The organism is Luminiphilus sp. nBUS_16, assembly GCF_051201645.1.
Lineage (GTDB): Bacteria > Pseudomonadota > Gammaproteobacteria > Pseudomonadales > Halieaceae > Luminiphilus.
Window position 1 is genome coordinate 3,125,589 of sequence record NZ_CP179205.1, and the last position, 23,469, is coordinate 3,149,057.

Below are 23,469 nucleotides of genomic sequence, written 5' to 3' on the forward strand. Positions count from 1 at the left end.
ATGGAGGGATCATCACTGAAGCGAAGATGACCGGCAATACAGCAACACCCTGAGGCGCTAGAACGCAATGTCGCCTAGATGCCCTCAGGGTAGTTCTGAATCACGAGTTATTTTTTGGATCGCGGTGCCCTATAGACCGCAAAAGCCTGACTTCGCTTTACATACTGCGTCGGGGTTTCTCACAGCGTCATACCTCGGGCTGCTATTAAGGCCTTATCGCCCCTAGTTCTTCAGCGCTGCAATCATCTGATCACGCATCACAAATTTTTGGATTTTTCCCGTGACTGTCATGGGGTACTCGGAGACAAAGCGCACGTGGCGAGGAACTTTAAAGTGCGTGATTTGATCGTTACAAAAAGCCTTGAGCTCATCTTCAGTCATTGACTGTCCCTCGTTGAGCTGCACCCAGGCACACACCTCTTCCCCCATTTTCTCGTGAGGGATGCCAAAAACCTGAACCTCTGAAATAGCAGGATGCTGATACAAAAATTCCTCAACCTCCCGGGGATAAATATTCTCACCACCACGAATAATCATGTCCTTGATGCGACCTACGATGCGCACGTAGCCCTCTTCATCCATGGTGGCCAAGTCACCGGAGTGCAGCCACCCCGCCTCGTCAATCGTCTCCGCTGTACGCTCGGGGTCGTTCCAATATTCACGCATTACCGAATAGCCCCGAGTGCAAATTTCGCCTTTTTCTCCGATGGGTACAACACGGTTAGTTTCATCAATAATTTTGATCTCTACCCAGGGCACCGCTCGGCCTACAGTTTCAGTGCGACGCTCCAAAGAATCGTTAGGGAGTGTCATATGGTTGAGGGGACTGACCTCTGTCTGGCCGTAGCCGATCAAGATATCCTCCATGTGCATTTCGGAAATCACGCGCTTCATCACCTCAACGGGGCAAGGGGCGCCCGCCATAATGCCCGTTCGCAGGGACGAGAGATCGAACTCGTCAAATCGAGGGTGATCGAGCTCGGTAATAAACATAGTGGGGACACCGTGTAATGCCGTGCAACTCTCGGCCTCCACCGTTTCTAATGTTGCAAGGGGGTCGAAGGCTTCGCCGGGGAACACCATGGCCGAGCCATGGGAGACACAGGCCAGCACCGCCAAAACCATACCAAAGCAGTGATACAACGGAACCGGAATACACAACCGATCCGTCTCGGTAAGCTGCATAGCCTCCCCCGACAGATAACCATTATTGAGAATATTGCAGTGGGTTAACGTGGCACCCTTTGGGTTGCCCGTGGTGCCACTGGTAAACTGGATGTTGATCGCGTCATCGGGTTTTAACTGACCTTGTAATGCCCGCAGCTGATGGCCTTCATCCGCTCCACCCAGCCCACAGACAGCTGCAAAATTGAGCATGCCGGCGGTCTCGGCGGTTCCCATTCGAATGACCGTTCTAATGTGGGGTAACTTCTCAGCCTGAAGTACTCCGGGCTTTGAATTTGCAAGCTCGGGGACCAGAGTGTTGAGCATGCCCAGATAGTCACTGGTTTTAAATTTTTCTGCGGTGATGACCACCTTGCACTCGACTTTTTTCAGGGCAAATTCAAGTTCATAAAGTCGATAGGCCGGATTAATACAAACCATAATGGCGCCAATCTTCGCCGTCGCCAGCTGAACCATGACCCACTCATAGCTGTTAGGGCCCCAGATACCCACGCGATCGCCGGGTGCCACCCCCAGCGCCAACAAACCTTTCGCTAATTGATCAACCTGTTCCTGCAGCTCGCGGTAAGTCCACCTTACGCTCTGGTGGCGGACGATAAGCGCATCTTTATCGGGGTATTGATCGCAAATACGGTCGAAGTACACGCCAATCGTTTCATAAATAATTTGTGTCGTAGAGGCACCGCAGTAATAGCTTTGGTCGAGAGTTTTCATAACGGATATCTTTTTATTTTCGTTCGTTTTACATCAGAGGATCGTGCAAGAGCAAACACCGTCAACTGAAATCCAGCCAACATGCGGCCCAGCTAGCGTGACCTCAGACGCCTTTGATCTATGCAGGCACTATGGACCTATTTGCAAAGCCTAAACGCCTGAGCTCAATAGCACATAGAGGTATCGATCCGAGCCTATCGAACCCGACACCCAGCCTACTCCCTGCCGTCTAACTCGATAATTTCAAACGCGGAAGACGTACCACTAAACGACGAACCCGTGGCATCAAAGCCAAAGTGTGAGAAACGGTACTCACCCGATGGCGTGTGCTGCGGCACCTCCCAGCTTAACTCGGCGACGTAAGCATTTGCTTCAAGCTGCCAGCGCACCCGGGTGCTCCAGTCGCCATCATCGGCAACCCGCTGCCAGCCCGCCGCAGTTTTCCGCTCCACCAGCAGATAGTTTTTCCCCTTGGGGAAATTTACCGTTGGGTTGGCCGACCAAAATCGCGCGGCAACCGTCTCTCCCGGACGATAACTCGCGGCGAGCGGTGCCAGTGCGCCTCCCAGCAACGCGCCATTAGGGAGCGAATTTTTGGACCCCTCCGGCAAAGGCAGACCAAGCGATTTGCCCCGCCAATCGTCGTAGGACACGCCAATTGCCAACGGCGCACCTGACTCCAACGCCGTCGCCAACTGACTCGCGACCTGCTGATAGGCGGGCAGGCTCCAGCGCCCATGTAAAGTATGACCGCCTTCGTATTGCTGCAGCCCATATTCCTCGGGGGTCGTTATGTACCCGGCATAGCCATTGGAGTAACCCGCCAGCACAATGTGCTTTGCCCAGTCGCCCAGCTCAGCCATAACGCTATCTCGCAGGCGTCTGCCCGCCATCGTCGTTACCTCAGCGGGTAAGGCAAGAATCACAAGCTGGCCAACTCGTGCCACGGTGATTGAGCGTATTTGAGATTGCAGCGGCGGCGTGCCAGTGCCAGTTTCCAGTAAAATGGCCTTGGGCCGCTGACAGGCTCTTACGGGTTCGGTCCACTCGGGGGCTCCGATGATGAGTTGAATCAACCAGTCCCGCCACACACTCTGCTCAGTCATCCCCTCTTTGAACAAAAAGTGCCCGCCGCCATCTTCCGTAGAGCCCCCGGCAAAGGAGTAGCCGTAGGCCGAAGGACAAGTGCGCTGTGTCCCCACTCCGGTAAATTTGTCATCGACGGCGTAATCACTTAGATCAACATACAGTCGACGCGAATCGATCGGTCCCCCTAGCGCCTCGTCTGCCTCATCGAACAAGGTCTGCGCCACCACCAGCTGGCGCTGGCCCATAATTTGCGTGGTCTCTACGTCTGTTGCCCCTGGACCGGTATTGTCGAGATTGGTATTGGGGGTGACATCTCCCGGGTCAGACTGGGCGAAAGCGGCCACGAAATCTTCAGCGGATGCATAGCGGGCGCCCTCGCGCTGCTCCATTTGCAGCGAGGCATAACCTTTATGGTCACCGGAAATAAGGCGGTTGTAATAATTCATCGCCGTGGGGTGAAGTGCGTACCAATTGATCATGCCCAGAGGCCCGTCATTACCCACAAACTTGAGCAAGGTCATGGCCGTGTTGGTATTTTCGCTGTAGCGATCACGCTCACGCTGGGGATTTTCCCGATAAGCGATCTCCGACCGATTGACTCCAGCGTCTGTCACACGGCCCGTATTGATAAAAATCTGGCCGGGCTGGAGATCCTCGTGGGCCTTTACGATTGAGGCGGTAATGCCACTAACAATCGCTTCAAAGTGCGCCGGATAGTGCCCCCCATCGAGACCGGTCTCGGTTCTGGACTGCCAATAGCCACTGGGCCCGGCATGGGTATGGGTGGCGCTGATGATCACGTTTTCCAAGGTATAGGTGCTGCCAAAGCGAAGCTGCAAACGCTCAACGACTTCCAGCGTCATATGGTGATCAATGCTTCCTAAGTCGGCGCTGACAAACACCAGGCGCTGGTCGGGTTTCTGGGCCTGGGCCGCTATGAAGGCACGCGACCGCAGACGAATATGAACGCCCTCAGCAATCTGGTCGGGTCGACCAAAGCCCCACAGCGGCATGCCTACCTCTGGCCCGGTAATATCCACCATGCCACGACCGATCAAGTAAGACGTTTGCGTCTCATCTAGATTTTGCCCAAACCCTTGCCCCGAATACACGAGCAAGCAAAGGAGCCAAACCCAAGCAAAGCTGCGCTGGTAAGCGCTGCGCGACCCTCCTGTTGACCCACGAATTAGCCTCATAAAACAATGCGGCCACTGTCCGAAACAATTTTTTGCCCGATAACCCCCCCCGACATGCCATTGGCTACCACCGTAAACGTGTCAGGCAGAAAAGTTGCCGTCGATGGATTAAAGTTCATAGAGAACCTCGCCACCAATCACCGTCATAGTGACCTCTGTATCAAGCATAGCGCCTTCATCGACGGTCATAATGTCTTGGGAAAGCACCGTCATGTCGGCAGCCTTGCCCACGCTAATAGACCCCAGAGTCTCCTCCATGAATACAGCGTAGGCATTCCACTGCGTCAGGCTAAGCAGCGCTTCTGGCCGCGTCATACGTTGATCAGCCTCGAAGCCTTCCGAGGGCAGGCCTGCTAGAGTTTTGCGGGTAACTGCCGCATAGAAATTCGCAATGGGGTTGATGGGCTCAACCGGCACATCGGTACCATTGGCAACATGCACGCCTGAATCGATCAATGACCGCCAAAGATAAGCGCCCTCGTCAATACGCTCAGGGCCCAATCGGTCGATCGCCCAAGGTCGATCGGAACTCAAGTGAATGGTTTGAATGGACGCAATCACACCGAGGCGCGCAAAGCGCTCAATATCATCAGGGCGTAAATGTTGCGAGTGCTCAATGCGAAACCGGTGATCACCTCCCTCTGGCATGACCCGCTCAATGGTATCGAGCACCACGCTGTTCGCCCTGTCGCCAATGGCATGGGTATTGATTTGCCAGCCATTAACCCGGGAGCGCTCCATGAGCGTGGCCAAACGGTCGGCATCTGCTGTTTGCAAACCCACGGTGGTTGGGTCGTCAGAATAAGGCTCATGCAACCAGGCCGTTCTCGATCCCAAGGCGCCATCCATAACCACCTTGAAGGCATTAAGGGTTAAGCGGTTATCTTCCGAGGCAACAACGGGGGCTGTGTTGAGCCAGTGCTCGGTCAAATCTGGATCGCTGGCGCTGATCATGGAAAAAAGGCGAATCTTTAAACGCTGGTCCCCATCGACGATCTGCTGAGCTTCAACCTCGACAGCATCAATACCGGCATCATGGAAGCTAGTGATCCCCTGCTTAATCGCATGATCCTGAGCGGCTAGCAGCGCCCGGGTCGCTGACTCGGCGGTAAAAACCGTCAGGGGTGCTGCAAGAGCCATTGCAGTTTCATGCAAAATACCCGTTGGCATTCCCCGGGTGTCTTTAACCACTACCCCGCCCTCCGGGGCAGTCGTGAGCTTGTTGATTCCCAAAACCGACATGGCCTTAGCATTAAGCATTAGAGTGTGGCCGTTTGCATGCTCAAGCACCACAGGGTGATTGGGACTGACTTCCGATAATCCACGATGGGTTGGAAAGCCATCGACAGTCAGTGACGGGGCTTTAGACCATTTACTTTGGTGCCACCCCCGGCCCAAGATGACTTCATTGTCTGGCGTCTTTGCTGTCGCTTGTGCCACCTGATCAACCATACCGGTGAAAGTTTTTGGCGTAGATAAATCAAGACTTATCAATGCTCGACCGAGTGAGGCAAAGTGACCATGGCCCTCAACAAAGCCGGGGTAGGCAATATCTGACCCCAAGTCTCTAATGCGACTCGCGTTGGGGGCATGAGCTAAGGCTTCTTCCTTACTGCCAACAAAACTGAATTTCCCCGCGTCTATCACCACCGCTTCAACCACAGGGTTAGCGTCCTCTGCGGTGTAAATTTTCCCTGTAATAATAACCGGGCCGGTTGAAGCCAACGCTGCCCATGGCAGCAGTACCAGCGATGCGGTGACACAGACAATGAGACTTAATAAGTTTGGCCAGATCCTTCGCGTCGACATAAAAAATACACTCACCAGTAAGGGTTAAATTTAAGCTCGCGTATTAACGAGCCGTTGCTTTGCTGATTAATACGATAGTACAGCAGCTTCACTCAGGTTCGGCGTGGCCTCGCAGGCTCTTTACATGGTGACATGTCACATGACATGCTATGCCATACAGATATCCTATGATGACCTGCGCAGTGTGCCCGTGCACCTGTAAAAACCGGACACCTTTGTGAGAGACGAGATCACTATGCTGAAGTCGCACTTTTCCGCTATCTGGGAGTCAGTTGCTGATGCTGTGCCCGATCACATTGCACTGATTCAGGGTAAGCGCCGCATAACGTGGCGTGACTATGAAGGTCGTTCTGCAAAACTCGCCCAGGGACTGATGGAAGCGGGGCTAGGAAAACATGCCAAGGTGGGTATGTACCTGTACAACTCGCCGGAGTATGCGGAAACCAATTTTGCCGCCTTAAAAATTGGCGGCGTACCGATCAATGTCAACTACCGGTATCTCGATGAGGAGCTGTTTTACCTCCTTGAGAATGCCGACGTTGAAGCTCTGGTGTTTCATCGGTCGCTGGGAAACAGGGTGGCACGAATATGCCATCGGCTGCCCCAACTAAAAGTAATGATCTCTGTTGACGATGGCGCGCCAGAAGATGACTCAGAAGAACCGTCAGCGGCAATACCTTACGAAACCCTCATCGCCAAAAACTCCGGTGCGGCACGCATAACCCCTGAAGGGGATGAGATTTATATGTTTTACACCGGTGGCACAACGGGTATGCCTAAGGGCGTCATGTACCCCGTAAAGGATTTCACCGAGTTTTTCATGCGCGGGTTCCCATCTATGATCGGAATTAGCCCCTTTGAGACTGCTGATCAAATGGCGGTGACGGCGAAACAACTGCTAGATTCAAACGCTGGCGTTGTCTCGATGTCAGGGCCACCACTAATGCACGGCACCGGCTCATGGCTGGGATTGATGTTTCCGCATATGTTAGGCGGTACATCCGTCATGCTCGAAAGTCGAGGATTAAAACCGGAGGAGGTTTGGGACGCGGTAGACCAGCATAAAATTGCTCAACTGGTCATTGTCGGCGACGCCTTTGCTAAACCCCTGCTACGAGCATTGGAAGCAGAGCCTGATCGCTGGAACACTTCCAGCTTACGAATGATGATTTCATCCGGTGCCATGTTCACCACTCAAGTAAAACGCGATCTCATTGAACACATTCCCGAACTCGCTATTGCCGATGTACTGGGTTCGACCGAAGGCGGCATGGGTCAATCGATCATGACCAAAGATACCCCCGCCAGTGAGACTGCAAAATTCATGCTGCTACCCACTTCAAAGGTACTTTTACCCGATGGCAGCCGTGAAGTAACACCAGGGTCTGGTGAAGTGGGAATGGTTGCCCAAAGTGGCATGGTGCCCCTGGGTTATTACAAAGATCCAAAAAAATCTGCGGGCACCTTCAAGGAAATCGATGGCAAGCGCTATGCATTCCCCGGTGACATGGCCACGGTTGCAGCCGACGGCAGCATAAACTTGCTGGGCCGAGGGTCGAACTGTATCAATACAGGGGGTGAAAAAGTCTTCCCCGAAGAGGTGGAGGAAGCCTTGAAGCTCCATGATGCGGTCGAGGATGCACTGGTCTTTGGTTTGGACGATGAGCGGTTTGGAAGCCGTGTGGCCGGTGTTGTTTCCCTGGAAAAAGCGAAGAACGCAGCCGCTGAGGACATTGTCTCCGCAACCCGCGCGCTGCTGGCCAGTTACAAGTTACCCAAAGAACTGATCGTGGTGCCCAAGGTACCTAGAGCACCCAATGGCAAGGCAGATTACAAAGCGGCGCAGCAGCTACTCATGGACAGCAGAGGTGCCGAGTAGCGAATCCCAAGGCGATGCCCCGCTTTCGCAACAGCGAGCGGCCGGAGCCCTCTCTCAAAGACACCTGCACACTTAGCGCCCCCTCTTTTTTGCGGGGCAATTTGGCGGGCAAGTTCAGCGAGAAAGTTTGACGAGGAAGTGTTGTCACATCCCTGCTTCGAAAATTAAGACAGGGCGACTGTCTCGAGAACCGACACTAAAACGGCAGAAACACGCAAGCACAGAGTGTGGTTTATCACTAAAACACACCGTCTGCCCTGTACATAAGCATGGGCATGGGCATGGGCACTATTCTGCAAACAGTCGACGGGCTGAGGAATCCCTCAATACAACGTCAAGGCGCACCGATAAAAGGATCACAACGATTGACCTCAAGACCATGTAGCACTTTGGATATGTAGCGCTTTGGTAACGTGACTTTCTAGGGCATGCTGTAAGCCCTCTGCTAAACATCAAGTGCCCAAAATTATGACGCGAACGACCTACTTGCTGCTGCTGTTCACAACCCTGTTCACACCCGCTGTTTTCGCTGAAGTCTTTGACGTAGATACCTACTTACGCATGCACGACGCCTCGGAAATTAGCGTGAGTCCCGATGGGAAGTTTGTTGCTTATACGCTTTACGAGAGAGACTTAGAGCAGGATCTTGTCACCACTTCAGTCTGGATGATTCCAACCGCTGGAGGCCCAGCCATTCCCATGACCGCGGGTAATGGCAACTCGTACACACCAAAGTGGAGCCCTGATAACCGTTTTTTATCGATACTCTCTGATCGCGGAGATCAACCGAGCCAAGTTTGGATGTTGGACCGTCGCGGTGGCGATGCGCAACCTTTAACCGATCTCAAACAAGGGGTAAGCAGCTACGAGTGGTCTCCAACAGGAAAACAGCTATTACTCGAGGTGAAAGACCCGACCCCTGCCGACTTAGACGAGGAACCCCGACCCAACCCCCGCCCCTACGTGATCGATAGACTTCAATTTAAAGAAGATTATGTCGGTTACCTCGACCGTTACCGATATCACTTATACGTCATTGACGTTGCCACCCAGCAAACTCGACAACTCACGTTTGGTGACTTTGACGACAGCCAGCCTAGCTGGTCTCCCGATGGCAAACACATCGCGTTTGTCAGCAATCGCACCGAGCATCCAGACCGTAACCGCAATACCGAGCTCTGGCTTTTAGACACAACTACAGACCCATCAGAGCCTCGGCAACTGACCTTTAACTCATTTCAGGACGCTAGCCCCACTTGGAGTCCCGATGGTAAACACCTCGCGTATACCACCGCCGCCTCAAAGGACCTTCCCATTTATGCAATTCCACAACTTGCGATTCTGAACATTGAATCCGGCGAGTCGCAGTTGGTGGCGTCACTATCTGAAGTGCAAGTCTTCAACCCTGTGTTTTCGGCAAATGGCAGCGACCTTCTCACGATCACTGAGTTTCAAGGTCAACAACAGCTCGTGCGCATCGATCTCGATACCCATGAAATTGAAGTCGTGCTGGGCCAACAAGATGTTGTGAGCGATTTTGACGAGGCACCCGATGGCCAACTTTATGCGCTTATCAACCGACCGCGGTATCCCGGGGAGATCTTTACGGTAAACAAGAAGGGCTCTTGGGTTCAGCTCAGTTCAGTGCACCAAACGTTACTCGCTGACATTGAATTTGGGGCCGTCGAAAAGCACGAATTTGAGAGCGAGCCAGGGGTAGCCATTGAGGCTTTTTATTTGTTTCCCCCCGGCTATCAAAAAGAACATAGCTACCCTGCAGTGCTGCACATTCACGGCGGCCCACAGGCCCAGTGGGACTTTGGGTTCAATTACGAAGCGCAATTATTAGCCGCGCAGGGATACATTGTCGTGATGCCTAATCCACGGGGGTCGTTTGGCTATGGTCAGAAGTTTGCAAGCGCCATCAACAAAGACTGGGGGGGGCCTGATTTTACTGACGTCATGGCGGCAATGGACTTTGGCATCGACAAGGGTTGGATTGATTCAAAACGCATGGCGGTTTACGGCTGGTCCTATGGCGGAATGTTGACGAATCATGTGATCACAAAAACAAATCGCTTTGCGGCGGCCATCACCGGCGCAAGCGCAACTTTGTACGTTTCAAATTATGGGCATGATCAATACCAGCGTTGGTGGGAGGAGGAGCTGGGCTTTCCCTGGCTTGCCGAAAACAAAGACGCCTGGGATCGCATTTCCCCGTTTTATGCCCTCGAGCAGGTAACGACTCCCACATTAGTCGTGGGCGGCGAAGACGATTGGAACGTGCCCATCATTAACAGCGAGCAGCTTTACATCGTCCTTAAACGCAGAGGGGTGCCCGCGCGACTGGTGGTTTACCCCAACGAGTATCACAGCCTGTCGGTGCCCTCTTATGAAAAACACCTTTACGAACAATATTTTGAGTGGCTAGAAACTCACGTACAAATCAGTCCCTAGTGATCAGCCCTTAGAACAAACAACAGAAACTTTAGTGGGCAAAAAACCTGCGGCGGGTAGCACTGAGAAAGCTAACCTCCATAAAAGCCGGTGCGCCTTCAAGCGATTTTTCTCGACCGCTGAGTCAGCTAAAGACCGCAGTCGCCAGAAACAAAAGAGACGCAGCCACAGCGCCTATAAGTGCATAAGGCAGCTGCGATATAGCGTGATCATAGGTTTTACAGCCAGCACCCTGAGCGCTAAGAATCGTTGAGTCCGAATAAAAGCAGGCATGGCTGCCAAAACAACTCGCCGATAACAGCGCCCCCACCATTAGGGGCGTGTTGACATCAAAAGCTTCTGCCAAGGGAAATACGACGGGCATGGCGATGGCGATAACACCCCAGTTCGACCCTGTGGTGTAGGCCACAGCCGATATCGAAATAAAGATAAGTACGGGGAGCAGGGTCGCTGTCATATAGGGCTTAATGCCGGCAATGACATAATCTGTCAGACCAATAGCATTGTTGGCCTCCACAAAAACAAACAGCGCTAAGAGCATCGTTAAAACCGGAATCATCGATTTGAGCCCTTCAACGCAAGTATCAAAAAGCGCCGTTAAGGGCATGATTCGAAGCACACCGTATTGGACGAGGGTCACCATAATGCCAAGAATGACACCCCGTAACAGGTCTACCGAGGGCACCACGGTGAAAAACAATAAGGCCGCTATCGGTAGGAAAAACACACTCATCCTCGGGTTTTCTGAGGCCTCAACCGCCAAGGTCGTATCTTCAACAACGCCCAGGTCACCGGTTTCCTCTGCTCGAGCCTCGGCAGCCCTCATGGAACCCACCAGAGGTATCACACCCATAATGACCAAGGGCACGATAACCACCGCCAACAACGGGTAAAACATATAAGGAATAGATTCAACAAACAGCGCTATACCTTGACCGGAATCTGCCACGCCATTTTTTTCCAACAGACTCGCAAAGTAGACGCCCCAGCTGGATATAGGGATCAAAAGGCACATGGGCGCCGCCGTGGAGTCCACCACATAGGCCAGCATCTCTCGGGAGGTCTTAAATCGATCGGTCACCGACTTCATCGTGGCACCCACCGTTAAGGAGTTTAGGTAGTCGTCTAAAAAAATAACGAGACCCAACAGCCAAGTAGCCAGCAGGCTACTTCGCTTGCTTTGTAGTTTGGGCGTTAACCACTCACCAAAGGCATAAGCGCCGCCGCCCTTAACCAATAACCCAATGAAACTACCGTACAGACCACAAACCAACATCACCCAGGCCGTCGACTCGTCGGCAAGGACCTCGGTCGTCACCGTCGCCAAGCGGTCGGCAAACTGCCAGCCGTCCATGATCAGAAACGCTACGATGGCCCCAAATATCACCGACTCTAGGGTACGGTGACTCCAAATGGCCAACACCAGCACCAGGGCTGTGGGTATTAAACTGACTGCTCCGTAATCCACCAATGCTCCTTAGTACTAGCGCCCGCGACTTCGGTGGGGCATTACCACTATAACAGGGGCAGTCGCACTTCTTTTGACCCAGCTCTTAACGTAGCGCGGTTATGTATTTAGAGGACACCCCTGCCTGAAACGTTAGACCACAGCCTACGCTGTACCGGCACTCACACTTCAGGGGATTTATTCATCGTCATAGTTTGCCAGTTGGTGTACTCCATCAGCCCATGCAGCGAATTCTCACAGCCTAGTCCGGACTGTTTGTGTCCTCCAAAGGCCTGAAACGGTGAGTATTGGTGCACCTCGTTCAGCCAGACCGTGCCTGCTTCGAGTTGACTTCCTATGCGCTCAACGGCCTGCTGATCTTTACCCCACACCGAAGCCCCTAAACCGTAGATTGTGTCGTTGGCACGGGCAATGACATCTGCCTCATCAGACCACTTGAGTAACGGCAATATTGGGCCGAAGGGCTCCTCACAAACGATGCGCGAATCATCGGGAGGGTTATCAACCAGAGATACCGGCACAAACCACCCAGCTGCAGATTCGTCAATGTGGCCCCCAACAGCAAATTGATAACCCTGCGTGTGACAATCGGCAAAGTAGTCCTGAACTTTCCCATATTGCATAGAGTTTTGGATAGGACCCAAGTCAGTATCGGCTTCTGCACCATCACCCACCTTAATCTGTTGCGTGATGAAATCGACGAGTGCCTCTTTCACGTCGTCGTAAACATCTTCGTGGATGTAGAGACGCTTGGTGGAGTTGCAAAACTGTGCGTTGTTTTGGAAAGCCGCCCAGAACAGTTGGGGGGCTACGGTCTTGGCATCGACATCAGGCAGGACAATAGCAGGGTCATTGCCCCCCAACTCAAGCGTGACACGCTTGATAGTTTCTGCCGCCGACTTCATTACGTGCCGTCCCGTCTCGGTGGAACCGGTAAAAGCTATTTTGTTGATGTCCGGGTGAGTTGTCATCCAGATACCCAGATCATCGCCCCCACTTACGGCGTTCATAACACCCGGTGGAAAAGCCTCCTGAGCAAGCTCAACGAGCTTCAGATCACACAGGGGCGTGTAGGGCGAAGGCTTGAGGATCATGGTGCATCCAGCCATCAGCGCCGGTGCAATTTTCCAAATCGCCAGCAATATAGGGAAGTTCCACGGCACAATCGCCCCGACAACGCCCACTGGGGTAAATCGCGTTACGACACGGCGGTCATCACCATCTTCAACTACCTCATCGGGAAGCCGCTGGGACGCCACTGCCCGCAGCCAATCAACCGAACCAAACACTTCCCACTCTGCTCCTGCTTTAGGCTTACCCTGCTCCCGAGTAAGCAGTGACACAAATTCCTCAGCATGGGCCTCAATCAAACTGGCATAACGTTCAAGGGCCGCTTGTCTGCCCTCAGCCGGCGTTGCTGCCCAACCCTTAAGTGCCGCCCGCGCGAAGCCAACCGTTTGATCAAGCTGCTCCCGAGACGCATCGGGCACCTGAGCAAAAACAGCCCGGGTGGCGGGATTGTAAACAGGCTGGGTTTGTTCGGTGGTTACAGCATCGCCATTGATGCTCATCACAAAATTACTATCTACTTTCATTGCTGGGTCTCCTTGTTCATAGCCTAGTCAAGCGTCTTCAGTTCACGACGCATCACTTTGCCGGTACTGGTTTTCGGTAAATCATCGACAAATTGAACAGCCCGGGGCACCTTGTAGGCGGCCAGATGCTCGCGACAATAAGCAATCACGTTATCTGCGCTGGGGGTGGCGCCAACCTTGGGCACGATATAAGCCTTGGCCAACTCGCCTTTCTCCGTATCGGGGATACTGCCTACCGCCACCAGCGCAACGTCGGGATGACCCGCCACCACCCGTTCAATTTCAGCGGGATAAACGTTGTAACCCGCGGTCAAAATCATGTCTTTCTTGCGATCAACAATAAAAATACAGCCATCCTCATCCATGGATGCGACATCGCCGGTATGCATCCAACCGTCGGGTTCAATCGTGTCCCGTGTGGCCTGCTCGTTACCAAAGTAACCCTGCATAACGATACCGCCCCTGATCATTAACTCGCCGACGTCTCCCGTCACAAGCGTCTTGTTGGCGTCTTCGGTATCGGCGATTCTTGCTTCGGTATAGGGCAGTGCCACCCCAATCGAACCGTGCTTGACCGGCCCATTGGCGGCAAAGGTCGTTCCCAATCCGCCTATCTCGGTCATGCCCCATAGCTCAATCAATGGGCAGCCGAAGCGCCGTTCGACTTCTTCCATTTTCGGTACCGGCATGGTCTGGCCGCCAACAGTACAGCAGCGCAGCGATGACAAATCGTACGCATCGAACTCCGGGTGATTGAGCATGAACATATACATAGTGGGCACACCTTCGAACAACGTGGCCTTATGGTTCTGAATGCTCTGCAAGATGGCTTTCTCTTCGAAAGCGGGATGCAGCACCAAAGTCATACCGTTCTGAATGGCACCACTCATGACCACGTTGCCGTAGACATGCGGGCACGGTAGCGCTGTTACAACGGTGTCCCGCTCGCTTCGCTGGTGCATCAATGCGGTCATGGATACATTCAACAAAATATTGCGGTGCGACAGGCAGGCACCTTTGGGGTGCCCGGTGGTACCGGAGGTATAGCCAATGGTCGACAGGGAATCGGAATCGATATCGCCCACTTCATATTCTTCGCCGCTACGGGCAAGAATTTCGTTGAAGGACAAGATACCTTCAGGAAGAGCCTCATCACCAAAGGCGATAAGCTCCCTGACCTGTGACTTCTCTTTAACACCAGCAATTGAGAGCGCCTTTTCATGGGAGGCGATGACCACGCTGGCACCACAATCGTTGGCCACGAATTCAACCTCACCCGGCGTCAACATCACGTTGATCGGGTTAATCACCGCACCGGTTTTAAGAGCACCGTAGTAGCTGACAATCCATTCCCAACAGTTGCCGGAGTAGAGCGTGACGCGATCACCGGGTTTAACGCCTAGATCTTTCAGCGCATTGGCACAACGATTCGTGAGCGCCTCGAGTTCGTTAAACGTGAGTTCTCGATTCGGCAAGACCAAGGCAGTGCGGTCCCCATAGCGCTTGGCCGCTTCGACGGGGATAAGGCCGATTGATTCCATCATAGCGTGGCACTCCCTTGAGGCAGACTGCTGACAGGTGATTTCAAGTACGCGCCAACGCGAAGCATTAATGCAAGCAATCCCAGAGTCGTATACACAACATCAATGGTCTTGGCATCAATGCTTAGCGCCATTGGGGCGTAGCTCACCCAAATCGCGGCCCAGAAGTACCAGATGCCGACAAGCTGTAACCAGCGCCAATGTTCTGCACGCATTCTGCGACGCACCGGGAAAAAAGAGGTAACCGTCATCGCCAAAAGAAAGATATAGCTGGCCATTCGCAGAAACAAATCAACGTCATTGTGCATCTCATCCCAGTAGTAGGGATTGTGCAAAGCAAGCAGTACACCTATGAACACCGCTTGCCAGCCGAAACCGGCAGCGAAGGATAAGCCGAGATATCGCCGGTTCCGCAATAGCCATTTCGACAGATTGCCAGGGAACAGCTGTGTCATCGGCGTGGCAACGAATGCGAGATATACCCAGGGCGACGCAAGCTGTACCGACAGGCGAATCATATTCACTGCCGCTTCCGGGGTGGCGATGCCTATCAATACATAACCTGCAACCATAGCGGCAAAGGTCAGGCTGGCTACCAAACCAAAAAATGGCCAGCCGTTAAGCACTCTGTGCTGCAGCAGGTTCACCCCGCGACTTCCCCCACCGCTCTAATCGCAGCATCAATAGCCGATTGCACATAAGCGTGGGCCTCGGAATCCGAGTTGGCAATACTGATGCGCCCAATAGGTGCCCGACCCAGTTCGTGAGGGGCCTCACCCTCGGGCCATACAGGATCATGCAATTCCATGTATTCATAGGCGTAGCCATGGGCCCAACGGTTCGCCGTAATCGCCTCGACGTCGGTTTCTGCGTTGAAGCCGGTTGCCCCAAACATGCCCTCTAGCTGACTCAGCGTAGCTGCCTCAATGTCTTCAAACGACATTGATAACAATTGGTGCCTGCCCAAGCGGTATAAATCTCGAGAAGATTGATCACCAGAAGCTGAAGGCGCCGCAGCATGAATCATCCACACCACAACAGGATCATCGAGCTTGGTGGGCGGTTGAAAATTGCCCTGGGAAACTGGGGGAGCCGTGGCTACAAGGCTATAGAAGCTGCCGGGGCATTGATAACCCGATACCCCTGCCTTGCGGACTGCCGCGCCTGATCGCAATAAAACGTTGGTACAAATAAAGGGCACCTTTACCCCGTAAGCCAAACTTTCCTTTTGCGCAGGGGGTAATTCAGGACACAAATGCGGCACCATTCCGCCGTACCCAGCGAGTATGCAGTGCTTTGCTCGAACGGTTTGAGCCTTTCCAGCAACCACATAAGAAGCGTCGACAAAACCGTCGTCTCGATTACGCACATTAACCGCGGTGCTGTTAAGACGAAGCCGCACCGGCGCTCCTTCTCGATCTAACTGTGTGTAATCAAAGATGCTAGTGACAATATTTTCCTCGGTATTACCCGCCGCCACCTCAGGAATTAAGTGCCGCACCAAAAGTCGAGCAACCGATGCATTGCCATCGGGGTATATCGGGTAACGATAGGCGTCAGGGTTTTCGGCTTCAGTATCTTGGGGCTCTGCATTCTCTGGGTCAGCATCTGAAGCCTCCAATGTCGGCGGCAGTAGAGCGGCGGCACCGGGAGCACCCGAATACAGGGCTTCATAAATGGAAACGCTCGCAACGCTCACACCAAATAACGCTTTTATCCACGGCTCTGTAATTTGAACGCCCCCCGGGGAGAGCCCTACGTGCTCTGATAAAAAGCTTTCGTAAGATGTGCTGTGCATAAACTGCTCGCGTTCTTGCGCGGACATTCCCGGCAAAAAATCCTGCTCACCGCTAATAAGATTGATCAGGCCTTGCTCATCGGACGGCGGCAGCTGCAGTGAGCGAATGGCCGATTTAAAATCTCCCGCGCCGGCCCAGGTGAGGCTCCATTGACCGTTCATTGCTCTATCGGTCCCGTAGACCGACGCATTCAAATACAATCCGTGTAAAGACATGGCATCGTGAATCACATAGTCGGGCTCAATACCCTGACGCAGAGAGGTAAAATCAACGCCAATTTCTTCTAGTAATGAACGCGCTGAATCACCCATAGCCGCTTGCTCTAGATTTAAGCTGCCCCCAACCCCCAACAGTGTTCTGCCATCAGCAGTGAATTCATTCCGCCTGGCATGGCCGCCAAAATCGTCATGATTGTCTAGCAACAGAATTTTCGCAGCTGCACCAAACCGCTTGCGAAAAAGATACGCTGCCGTCAGACCACTGATACCAGCCCCAACCACAACGAGGTCGTAAACGTCGTCGATCTCTTCGAATTCAGTTGGACGCTGGCCGCCTCTCGCCAGGGCATGGGCTACGTCATAAGACCCGGGGTGATTACCCCGCAGCCCCGTGAGGGCCGGTGGATAAACGCCTCCCGAAAGCGCCTCTTGTGTATTCTCACCAAAAACGTAGAGAGGAGAAAGCGCGGCGGCACCCCCCATCAACGCAACGCCGTCGAGGAAGTCTCGTCGCGTAATCTTCAGTTTTTTATCTTTATTCATCGCCAAACTTCCTTAGACTTTCAGCCTTCGTCGATATTCCAGGCCTTGGTCTCGACAATAATTTTCTCGCGATACTTCACAGGCATATCCCAGGTACCCATCCAACCTTTTGGCACCAGGAAACTATCCCCCACACCGAAGGTTTTCGGGCTTCCACCCTTTGAGGTGAGGATCACTTGTCCCTCGACAACGAAAACATATTCGTCGTAGGGAAACGGTGCTCCGACCTCCAAAAGCGCGGCTTCGGCACCGTACAAAACCGAGACCAACTGCCCTTCGTGCAATACTTTTTGCCCGTGAGCATTGGTCCCTGTGAGCACGACACCTTCAGGCCAAGGTGGAAGACTGTCCAACTCAGCTTGCTGCAGTGTATTAGCCAACAGCGGAAGCACTGCTGGAGCACTAGAACCCGCTTTTGGGGGGCTGGCGAATAGCGCCGCCAGCAGGCTGTCCGAGGCTTCCCACTGGTCAGTTTCGACGATGATCAGCTCTCTGAATCGACTGGGCATTTCCCAGGTACCCGTCCATCCCTGGGGCACAAGAAACTGGTCGCCGGTTTGATACTCCTGGCGAACACCTTCGGTGGAGGTCAGCACGACACTCCCCTCAAGCACCAGCACATATTCATCGTAGGTATAGGGTATGGCCACATCGATGGTCGCGGGCATTGCTTCGTACAGGGCAATCACAAACTCGCCCTCGTGAAGTATTTTTTGCCAGTGTTCATTGGTGCCCGAGAGCACCATATCGTCGGGCCAGGGCGGAATGCTCTCCAGTGGCATTTCTCGCAGAGACGCTGGGTTAAGGGACAAAATTTCAGTCTCTGCCCGAACGGCTCCAGACATCAGGCCTCCTGCAATGAGCCAACTCAAAAAAACCGCCCTGATGCTGGGGTTACGCATAGCTATCACTCCTCTGGGCAATCAGAAGTAAAGGTTAAATTCAGCCCGCATTAGGCGCTTGTAGCCCCAGTGCACTTGGTCTCCCCAGCCAAAGTCTGCGCGAAACGCCGCATAGTCTTCATCAGTAATATTGTCGGCAGCCAAAGAGAAATCCCAACGCGCACTCCCAGGTTGGTAGGTCACGTTAGCGTTGAGTAAACCGTAAGATTTCTCTTCAACAGCGTTATCAATATCGTGGTAAAAATCGCCCGTGTAGTTGTACATGGCAAACCAATTGAGGCTGCCACCTAAAAAGGCGTGGTTAATATTCGCACCGATTGAAAAGGTATCCTCCGGTGCATAGGCTAGGGTTTGACCACTTAGGGGCCCCTCCACGATTTCCGTATCCATATGCGAGTAGTTCGCCATCAGAACTATGCCATCGGTGAGCGCATAAGAAAGCTCTCCTTCGAAACCCTTCGTCTCCGCGTTACCGGCATCCCGGATCTGCTGTCCGTCATCAAAACTAAAGATAGCAACCTGAAGCGATTCATAATCAGTGAAATAGATGGAACCATTAAACTGCATCCGCCCATTTAGTAAGGATGACTTTAATCCCAGCTCGTAGGCAATGCTGGTCTCGGGATCGAAAGGAACGAGAGTCTCGGCGATAAAATCGCCATCCAAGTCTGCTACCGAGGTGTTAAAGCCGCCGCCTTTGTACCCCTGCGACACGCTCGCAAACACCATGGTGTCGTCACTGATATTGTATTGCGCTACCAGACGCGAGGTGAACTCGTCCCAGTCCTTCTCATCGCATAGCGGTCCGTCGGTTGGTCCACCGGATTCTCCAAAGTCGTCAACCAACGTATTGGTACACCAGTCCTTCTCATCTGAATTCCAGCGCAGTCCGGCGATGAGTGCGAGTCGATCGCTCATCTGCCAAGTCACATCACCGTAGATGCCAAATGATTTATTCTCTGCCCTACTCTCAATGCGTTGGCTGCCGATGGGGAATCCCAGTGCGGTGGCCACGTAGTCGACCTCCCATCGCGTATTATCGAGATCCTCACTGTAATAACTCACGCCCGTGAACCAAGTGAGTGATTCGGAGCCGCCGTTCAAACGAAACTCCTGGTAAAAAGTTTCAGCATCTGCGCCCAAACCGACGGGAATATCCAAACCTCCGACCGCGCCGCCAAGTAGCGCCAGATCAACGGCCCAGTCATCTGCGGTGCCATCGACGTCTTCAAAGTAATCGTTTTCCCCATTACGGGCATCGGTAATAGACACCAGCGTCAGGGTGTCGTTAATCGCCCAAGTTAAGCGCAGTCCTAGGCCATCGTCTTCATTTTGCTCAAAATTGGGCTGATTAATGGCAAAGCTATCGGGATACTCCACCCCGGGCTCAGCGAGGTTAAAAGGAATATTAATGGCGCTGGTGTAGTTGGTTTTTGCCTTGCCATAATTATATTTTATAAGCGCTTCGAGGTTATCGGTGACGTCCCAGCGGGCCGAAATGCGAACCACATCACTCTCGGTGTACATGTCGTCACCGCTATTTACTTCGGTCCACATGCCCTCCCACTCTTGATGCTGATAGGCAACACGAAGCGCAAATGAATCACTGAGCGCCCAATTGCCAACCACTTCGTAGCGCTGCTGCCCCTCATCACCCAGTGCAGCACCCAGGCGCAGCTCATTCTCATCACCCGGCTTATTCGTGATTAAACTAATCGCACCTGCGGCGGCGTTGCGTCCAAACAGCGTGCCTTGTGGCCCCTTCACCACCTCAATACGGTTTATATCGAAAAAGTTAGACGAGGCAAAAATATTGCGCCCTACGTAGCTATCGTCGACAAATACGCCAACTGAGGGCTCTGAACCAATCGTCCAATCATTGCTGCCGATACCGCGGATCGCCCAGCTGTTTGTCGCCAAGCCATAATCGGCGCCAGTCAGTCCGGGCACCATAGGGATGACCTCGGTGATAGTATTGATACCCGTCTTTTCGAGCATTTCCTCGCTTACGGCACTGATCGCAATCGGGACATCTTGCAGACTCTGGTCACGCTTCTGCGCACTCACCAAAACTTCTTCGAGCTGCGCACTTACAGCGCTGGTGAAGGTAAGAGCCGCAATGGCAACGAAGACCTTGTTTCGAATGAATCCTGTCATCTCTTTTTCCTTAACTAAGCGGTAGTTGTTGTATTTTTTTAATTTTTCGAGAATCACAAATCACTTCTCGTGACGAGTTTTTGAGGGATCACATCAGTCCACGCGCCGAAAAATCGGGACCATTACCAAGACCAAAAGGAGTAGCGGTATAAAGGCAAGACCAAAGGACAGTTCAATATCTGGGGCACCAATTACCCCGAAGATCAGCATTGCAAACGCCACGTGAAAACCTATGCCAAATAGGCCTAGTGACAATGCAGCAAACTTAGACGGCCAATCGCGGTCGACCATGGGCACCATCACGAGTAGAGCGAACAACGCATAAAGCCAAAAGCCCATGTAATCGAAAGAGGTATACAGCGAGAAGGGAATCGATACGTTCAGCAGTGGCAATAGCATGGCCGCCATCTCTGAGCCCGCCGCCCCTGATAAAGTCGCTTCCGCTAACAGCGGTATGGTCCAGACCGCCATAAACTTAGGAATGACAAAGGCCATAGTCGCCAGGGCAGTGGCACCGGCAGCCAGCAGGGCAGCGAGGGGGCTTTTATGGCGGACTCGCCAGGCGATAGCGAGAAATAACCCCGACAAGGTGAGCATTGCAACGATTTGATTGATCCACCCTGCAATGAACGAAGTCCTATGAGCCGCCAGCCAATTTAACCGCTCATCCGGGGCCGCATCGTATCCACCGGGGACATCCAAAGGCAGTGCGACCGCTAAAAACCCCGTTGCAATACAAATAACGGCGCACCAAAAACCAAAGCGGTTAATCTGAATATCAAGGGCGGTATCGTTAGCAGTAAGGTTGCTCATTTAAGGGTTGTCCTATTTTTACGATTGAAAAATCGCCGAAAGCCTTGCACATGTCGACCGACAGGCTATAACCTGTCGTCTGACATGTAAAGTGGAAAATTACGTGATACAACAGATTAAGAAAAGAGCCTGCCTATGCCGATTGATATAAAACGTCGAGATTTCATAAACGGCGCTGTCATTGGAGCAGGCGGCCTATTACTGAACGGATGCGGCAAAGAAGTCGTAACTGAGATACCGGTTACGGCTGATGCCCCTGGGTTCTTTAGCCCCACAGATCCCTCTGCGTATTACCCGCCCACACTCACGGGTATGCGAGGAAGCCATGAAGGCTCTTTTGAGGTGGCCCACGAATTGGCTTGGCGGGGCAACAAACCTGCACGCTACGAAACATTGAATGAGCACTATGACCTGATCGTGGTCGGCGCAGGCATGAGCGGACTGGCAGCAGCACGCTACTACCAACAAAAGATGGGTACCGATGCACGCATCCTAATACTCGACAATCATGACGACTTTGGTGGTCACGCCAAGCGCAACGAGTTCCACCAAGATGGAAGAATGATGCTTAGCCTCGGTGGCGCGCAAAACATAGAAGCTCTGAGTAACTACAGCGACTCAGCCCGCGGATTGATGGAAGACATTGGCATTGATGGCGATTTCATCGAGTTCATGAACCGGCAAACATCGGACGATATGTTCCTCGCTGGCAAGATGCAGGCAGAAAATGGTATCGCCATGCCCGGAGCAAACGGCCATGTCACTGTTAGAGGGAATTGGCTAGCCGCTATGTTTGGTGGCAAAGGCCACGAGAAGTCTGTGCGCGCCTTACCCCTGCCCACGACAGAGCAAGACAAACTGGTCGACTTTTTTTCCGGGCAGCAAGACTTCCTAGATGACCTCTCCCTTACCGAGAAATGGGACTACATCAATACCACCAGCTACAACCGGTACTTGATGGATAAGGTCGGACTAGCCGAGTCCACTCTGCCAATTCTTAACGCCATAATTATCAACCTTACCGGCGTATCGGGATGGAACCTGACCGTACTGGAAGGCATGACCATGGGTGGCACCGGCATCAAATCAATGGGGTGGGTGGGCAAGGCCACGGCCAAGTTGGCGGAGCTGGCGCTCAACAGCCTACTCAGTGTCACAATGTTTCCCGACGGCAATGCTTCTGTCGCGCGCTTACTGGTACAAAAGCTGATTCCCGCAGTGGCCCCGGGCATGCAGGGCACGCCCGATGTGGCGATCGCGCGCTTTGATTACAGCGCTCTAGACCAAGAAAACTATGCCACAAGGCTGCGCCTCAATAGCACTGCGGTCGGGGTACGCGAAAACAATAAGAATCAAGTTGAGGTGGATTACGTGCAGCAGGGCAAGGCCCAGCGAGTCACCGCTGACCACTGCGTACTGGCCTGCTATAACGCGCTCATACCCCACTTGTGCCCGGAAATGCCCGAAGCCCAAAAAGCGGGACTGAGTTACGGGGTCAAAACCCCCTTCGTCTATGCCAATGTGCAACTAAAAGATGGTCAAGCCTACTCCAAACTGGGCGCCACCTTGTTTCAGTGCCCCTATGACCCCTTTCAGTGGGTGAGCACCTCACCTGCCGTCGCGGTGGGCGGCTATGAACCTCCCCGCAACCCAGATGACCCCATGGTCGTGTTCATGATGCATTCGCCCATGACCGGACCTGAACAACCTGCATCGTGTCGCGATCAACTACGTATGGCGCGGCACACCATCTATAGCACCCCCTTTGCCGACTACGAGGAGCAGATACGCCAACAATTACAATCCTTGTTGGGGAAACACGGCTTCAACCATGAGACCGATATCCAGGCGATTACGGTCAATCGAATCCCTCACGGCTACGCTTATGCGTACTTGGGCCTGTATGACCCCAAATGGGAGGACGGCCAGGCACCCCATGAGATTGGGCGTGCCCAGTTCGGCCGTATTTCTATTGCCAACACCGATTCCGAGGCAACTCCGCTAATGAACCTGGCCTTTGATGCTGCCTGGCGAGCGGTTGAGGAGCAGACTGCTTGAATCAACGATCTTGCCGGTACTAAAACGGCGGGCTTACATTGCTATC

The 23,469-nt window shown here is 53.1% G+C and carries 15 protein-coding genes; 3 read left to right on the top strand and 12 right to left on the bottom strand.

Annotated features, from left to right (window positions below; translation table 11 throughout):
• Positions 1-222 precede the first annotated feature (222 nt).
• From ACMAY6_RS13920 to ACMAY6_RS13935, 4 genes are all read right to left on the bottom strand, one after another.
• On the bottom strand, positions 223-1,899 hold the full coding sequence (locus ACMAY6_RS13920) for an AMP-binding protein (protein ID WP_435212785.1): 1,677 nt from the start codon (positions 1,897-1,899) through the stop codon (positions 223-225).
• Positions 1,900-2,114: 215 nt separating this feature from the next.
• Entirely contained in the window at positions 2,115-4,100 is a 1,986-nt protein-coding gene (locus ACMAY6_RS13925; RefSeq protein WP_435216047.1) for a neutral/alkaline non-lysosomal ceramidase N-terminal domain-containing protein, read from the bottom strand.
• Between the two features lie 80 nt (positions 4,101-4,180).
• Positions 4,181-4,303, bottom strand: coding sequence for a hypothetical protein (locus ACMAY6_RS13930; protein ID WP_435212787.1), 123 nt, complete (start codon positions 4,301-4,303; stop codon positions 4,181-4,183).
• Positions 4,293-5,993, bottom strand: a complete 1,701-nt coding sequence (locus ACMAY6_RS13935; RefSeq protein WP_435212788.1) for an amidohydrolase — start codon at positions 5,991-5,993, stop codon at positions 4,293-4,295. Before ACMAY6_RS13935 ends, ACMAY6_RS13930 begins: the two co-directional genes overlap by 11 nt.
• Before the next feature lie 235 nt (positions 5,994-6,228).
• Here ACMAY6_RS13935 and ACMAY6_RS13940 point away from each other — a divergent pair, with 235 nt between their 5' ends.
• A complete protein-coding gene (locus tag ACMAY6_RS13940) occupies positions 6,229-7,872 on the top strand; it encodes an AMP-binding protein (protein WP_435212790.1) in 1,644 nt (547 codons plus the stop codon).
• 468 nt (positions 7,873-8,340) lie between these two features.
• A complete protein-coding gene (locus tag ACMAY6_RS13945; RefSeq protein WP_435212792.1) occupies positions 8,341-10,329 on the top strand; it encodes a S9 family peptidase in 1,989 nt (662 codons plus the stop codon).
• A gap of 124 nt (positions 10,330-10,453) precedes the next feature.
• On the opposite strand, the gene ACMAY6_RS13950 is transcribed toward ACMAY6_RS13945, so the two are convergent.
• The 8 genes from ACMAY6_RS13950 to ACMAY6_RS13985 all read right to left on the bottom strand — a co-directional run bounded on the left by ACMAY6_RS13950 (position 10,454) and on the right by ACMAY6_RS13985 (position 21,365).
• A complete protein-coding gene (locus ACMAY6_RS13950; protein WP_435212794.1) occupies positions 10,454-11,797 on the bottom strand; it encodes a Na+/H+ antiporter NhaC family protein in 1,344 nt (447 codons plus the stop codon).
• 161 nt (positions 11,798-11,958) lie between these two features.
• Positions 11,959-13,392 carry an aldehyde dehydrogenase family protein gene (locus ACMAY6_RS13955; protein WP_435212796.1) on the bottom strand — a complete coding sequence of 478 codons (1,434 nt, stop codon included), beginning with the start codon at positions 13,390-13,392 and terminating at the stop codon, positions 11,959-11,961.
• A 23-nt stretch (positions 13,393-13,415) separates the two neighbouring features.
• On the bottom strand, positions 13,416-14,936 hold the full coding sequence (locus ACMAY6_RS13960; RefSeq protein ID WP_435212797.1) for a class I adenylate-forming enzyme family protein: 1,521 nt from the start codon (positions 14,934-14,936) through the stop codon (positions 13,416-13,418).
• Positions 14,933-15,580, bottom strand: coding sequence for a hypothetical protein (locus tag ACMAY6_RS13965; protein ID WP_435212799.1), 648 nt, complete (start codon positions 15,578-15,580; stop codon positions 14,933-14,935). Before ACMAY6_RS13965 ends, ACMAY6_RS13960 begins: the two co-directional genes overlap by 4 nt.
• Positions 15,577-17,493 carry an NAD(P)-binding protein gene (locus tag ACMAY6_RS13970; protein WP_435212801.1) on the bottom strand — a complete coding sequence of 639 codons (1,917 nt, stop codon included), beginning with the start codon at positions 17,491-17,493 and terminating at the stop codon, positions 15,577-15,579. The genes ACMAY6_RS13965 and ACMAY6_RS13970 overlap by 4 nt, the downstream gene beginning before the upstream one ends.
• A 20-nt stretch (positions 17,494-17,513) precedes the next feature.
• Positions 17,514-18,395: a cupin domain-containing protein gene (locus ACMAY6_RS13975; protein ID WP_435212803.1), complete on the bottom strand. Its 882-nt coding sequence runs from the start codon at positions 18,393-18,395 to the stop codon at positions 17,514-17,516.
• A gap of 21 nt (positions 18,396-18,416) precedes the next feature.
• On the bottom strand, positions 18,417-20,552 hold the full coding sequence (locus ACMAY6_RS13980; RefSeq protein ID WP_435212805.1) for a TonB-dependent receptor: 2,136 nt from the start codon (positions 20,550-20,552) through the stop codon (positions 18,417-18,419).
• 93 nt (positions 20,553-20,645) lie between these two features.
• Entirely contained in the window at positions 20,646-21,365 is a 720-nt protein-coding gene (locus ACMAY6_RS13985) for a hypothetical protein (protein ID WP_435212807.1), read from the bottom strand.
• 135 nt (positions 21,366-21,500) lie between these two features.
• Between ACMAY6_RS13985 and ACMAY6_RS13990 the strand changes: the two genes are divergently transcribed.
• Positions 21,501-23,423 (top strand): NAD(P)-binding protein, encoded by a 1,923-nt coding sequence (locus tag ACMAY6_RS13990; RefSeq protein ID WP_435212809.1) that lies wholly within the window; start codon positions 21,501-21,503, stop codon positions 23,421-23,423.
• The last annotated feature ends 46 nt before the right edge of the window (positions 23,424-23,469 follow it).

Bases quoted from the DNA above. Each gene is read 5' to 3' on its own strand.
- ACMAY6_RS13955 (WP_435212796.1), bottom strand. From the start codon at position 13,392: ATGAAAGTAGATAGTAATTTTGTGATGAGCATCAATGGCGATGCTGTA.
- ACMAY6_RS13920 (WP_435212785.1), bottom strand. From the start codon at position 1,899: ATGAAAACTCTCGACCAAAGCTATTACTGCGGTGCCTCTACGACACAA.
- ACMAY6_RS13990 (WP_435212809.1), top strand. From the start codon at position 21,501: ATGCCGATTGATATAAAACGTCGAGATTTCATAAACGGCGCTGTCATT.
- ACMAY6_RS13985 (WP_435212807.1), bottom strand. From the start codon at position 21,365: ATGAGCAACCTTACTGCTAACGATACCGCCCTTGATATTCAGATTAAC.
- ACMAY6_RS13960 (WP_435212797.1), bottom strand. From the start codon at position 14,936: ATGATGGAATCAATCGGCCTTATCCCCGTCGAAGCGGCCAAGCGCTAT.
- ACMAY6_RS13975 (WP_435212803.1), bottom strand. From the start codon at position 18,395: ATGCGTAACCCCAGCATCAGGGCGGTTTTTTTGAGTTGGCTCATTGCA.
- ACMAY6_RS13935 (WP_435212788.1), bottom strand. From the start codon at position 5,993: ATGTCGACGCGAAGGATCTGGCCAAACTTATTAAGTCTCATTGTCTGT.
- ACMAY6_RS13945 (WP_435212792.1), top strand. From the start codon at position 8,341: ATGACGCGAACGACCTACTTGCTGCTGCTGTTCACAACCCTGTTCACA.
- ACMAY6_RS13980 (WP_435212805.1), bottom strand. From the start codon at position 20,552: ATGACAGGATTCATTCGAAACAAGGTCTTCGTTGCCATTGCGGCTCTT.
- ACMAY6_RS13940 (WP_435212790.1), top strand. From the start codon at position 6,229: ATGCTGAAGTCGCACTTTTCCGCTATCTGGGAGTCAGTTGCTGATGCT.
- ACMAY6_RS13970 (WP_435212801.1), bottom strand. From the start codon at position 17,493: ATGAATAAAGATAAAAAACTGAAGATTACGCGACGAGACTTCCTCGAC.
- ACMAY6_RS13930 (WP_435212787.1), bottom strand. From the start codon at position 4,303: ATGAACTTTAATCCATCGACGGCAACTTTTCTGCCTGACACGTTTACG.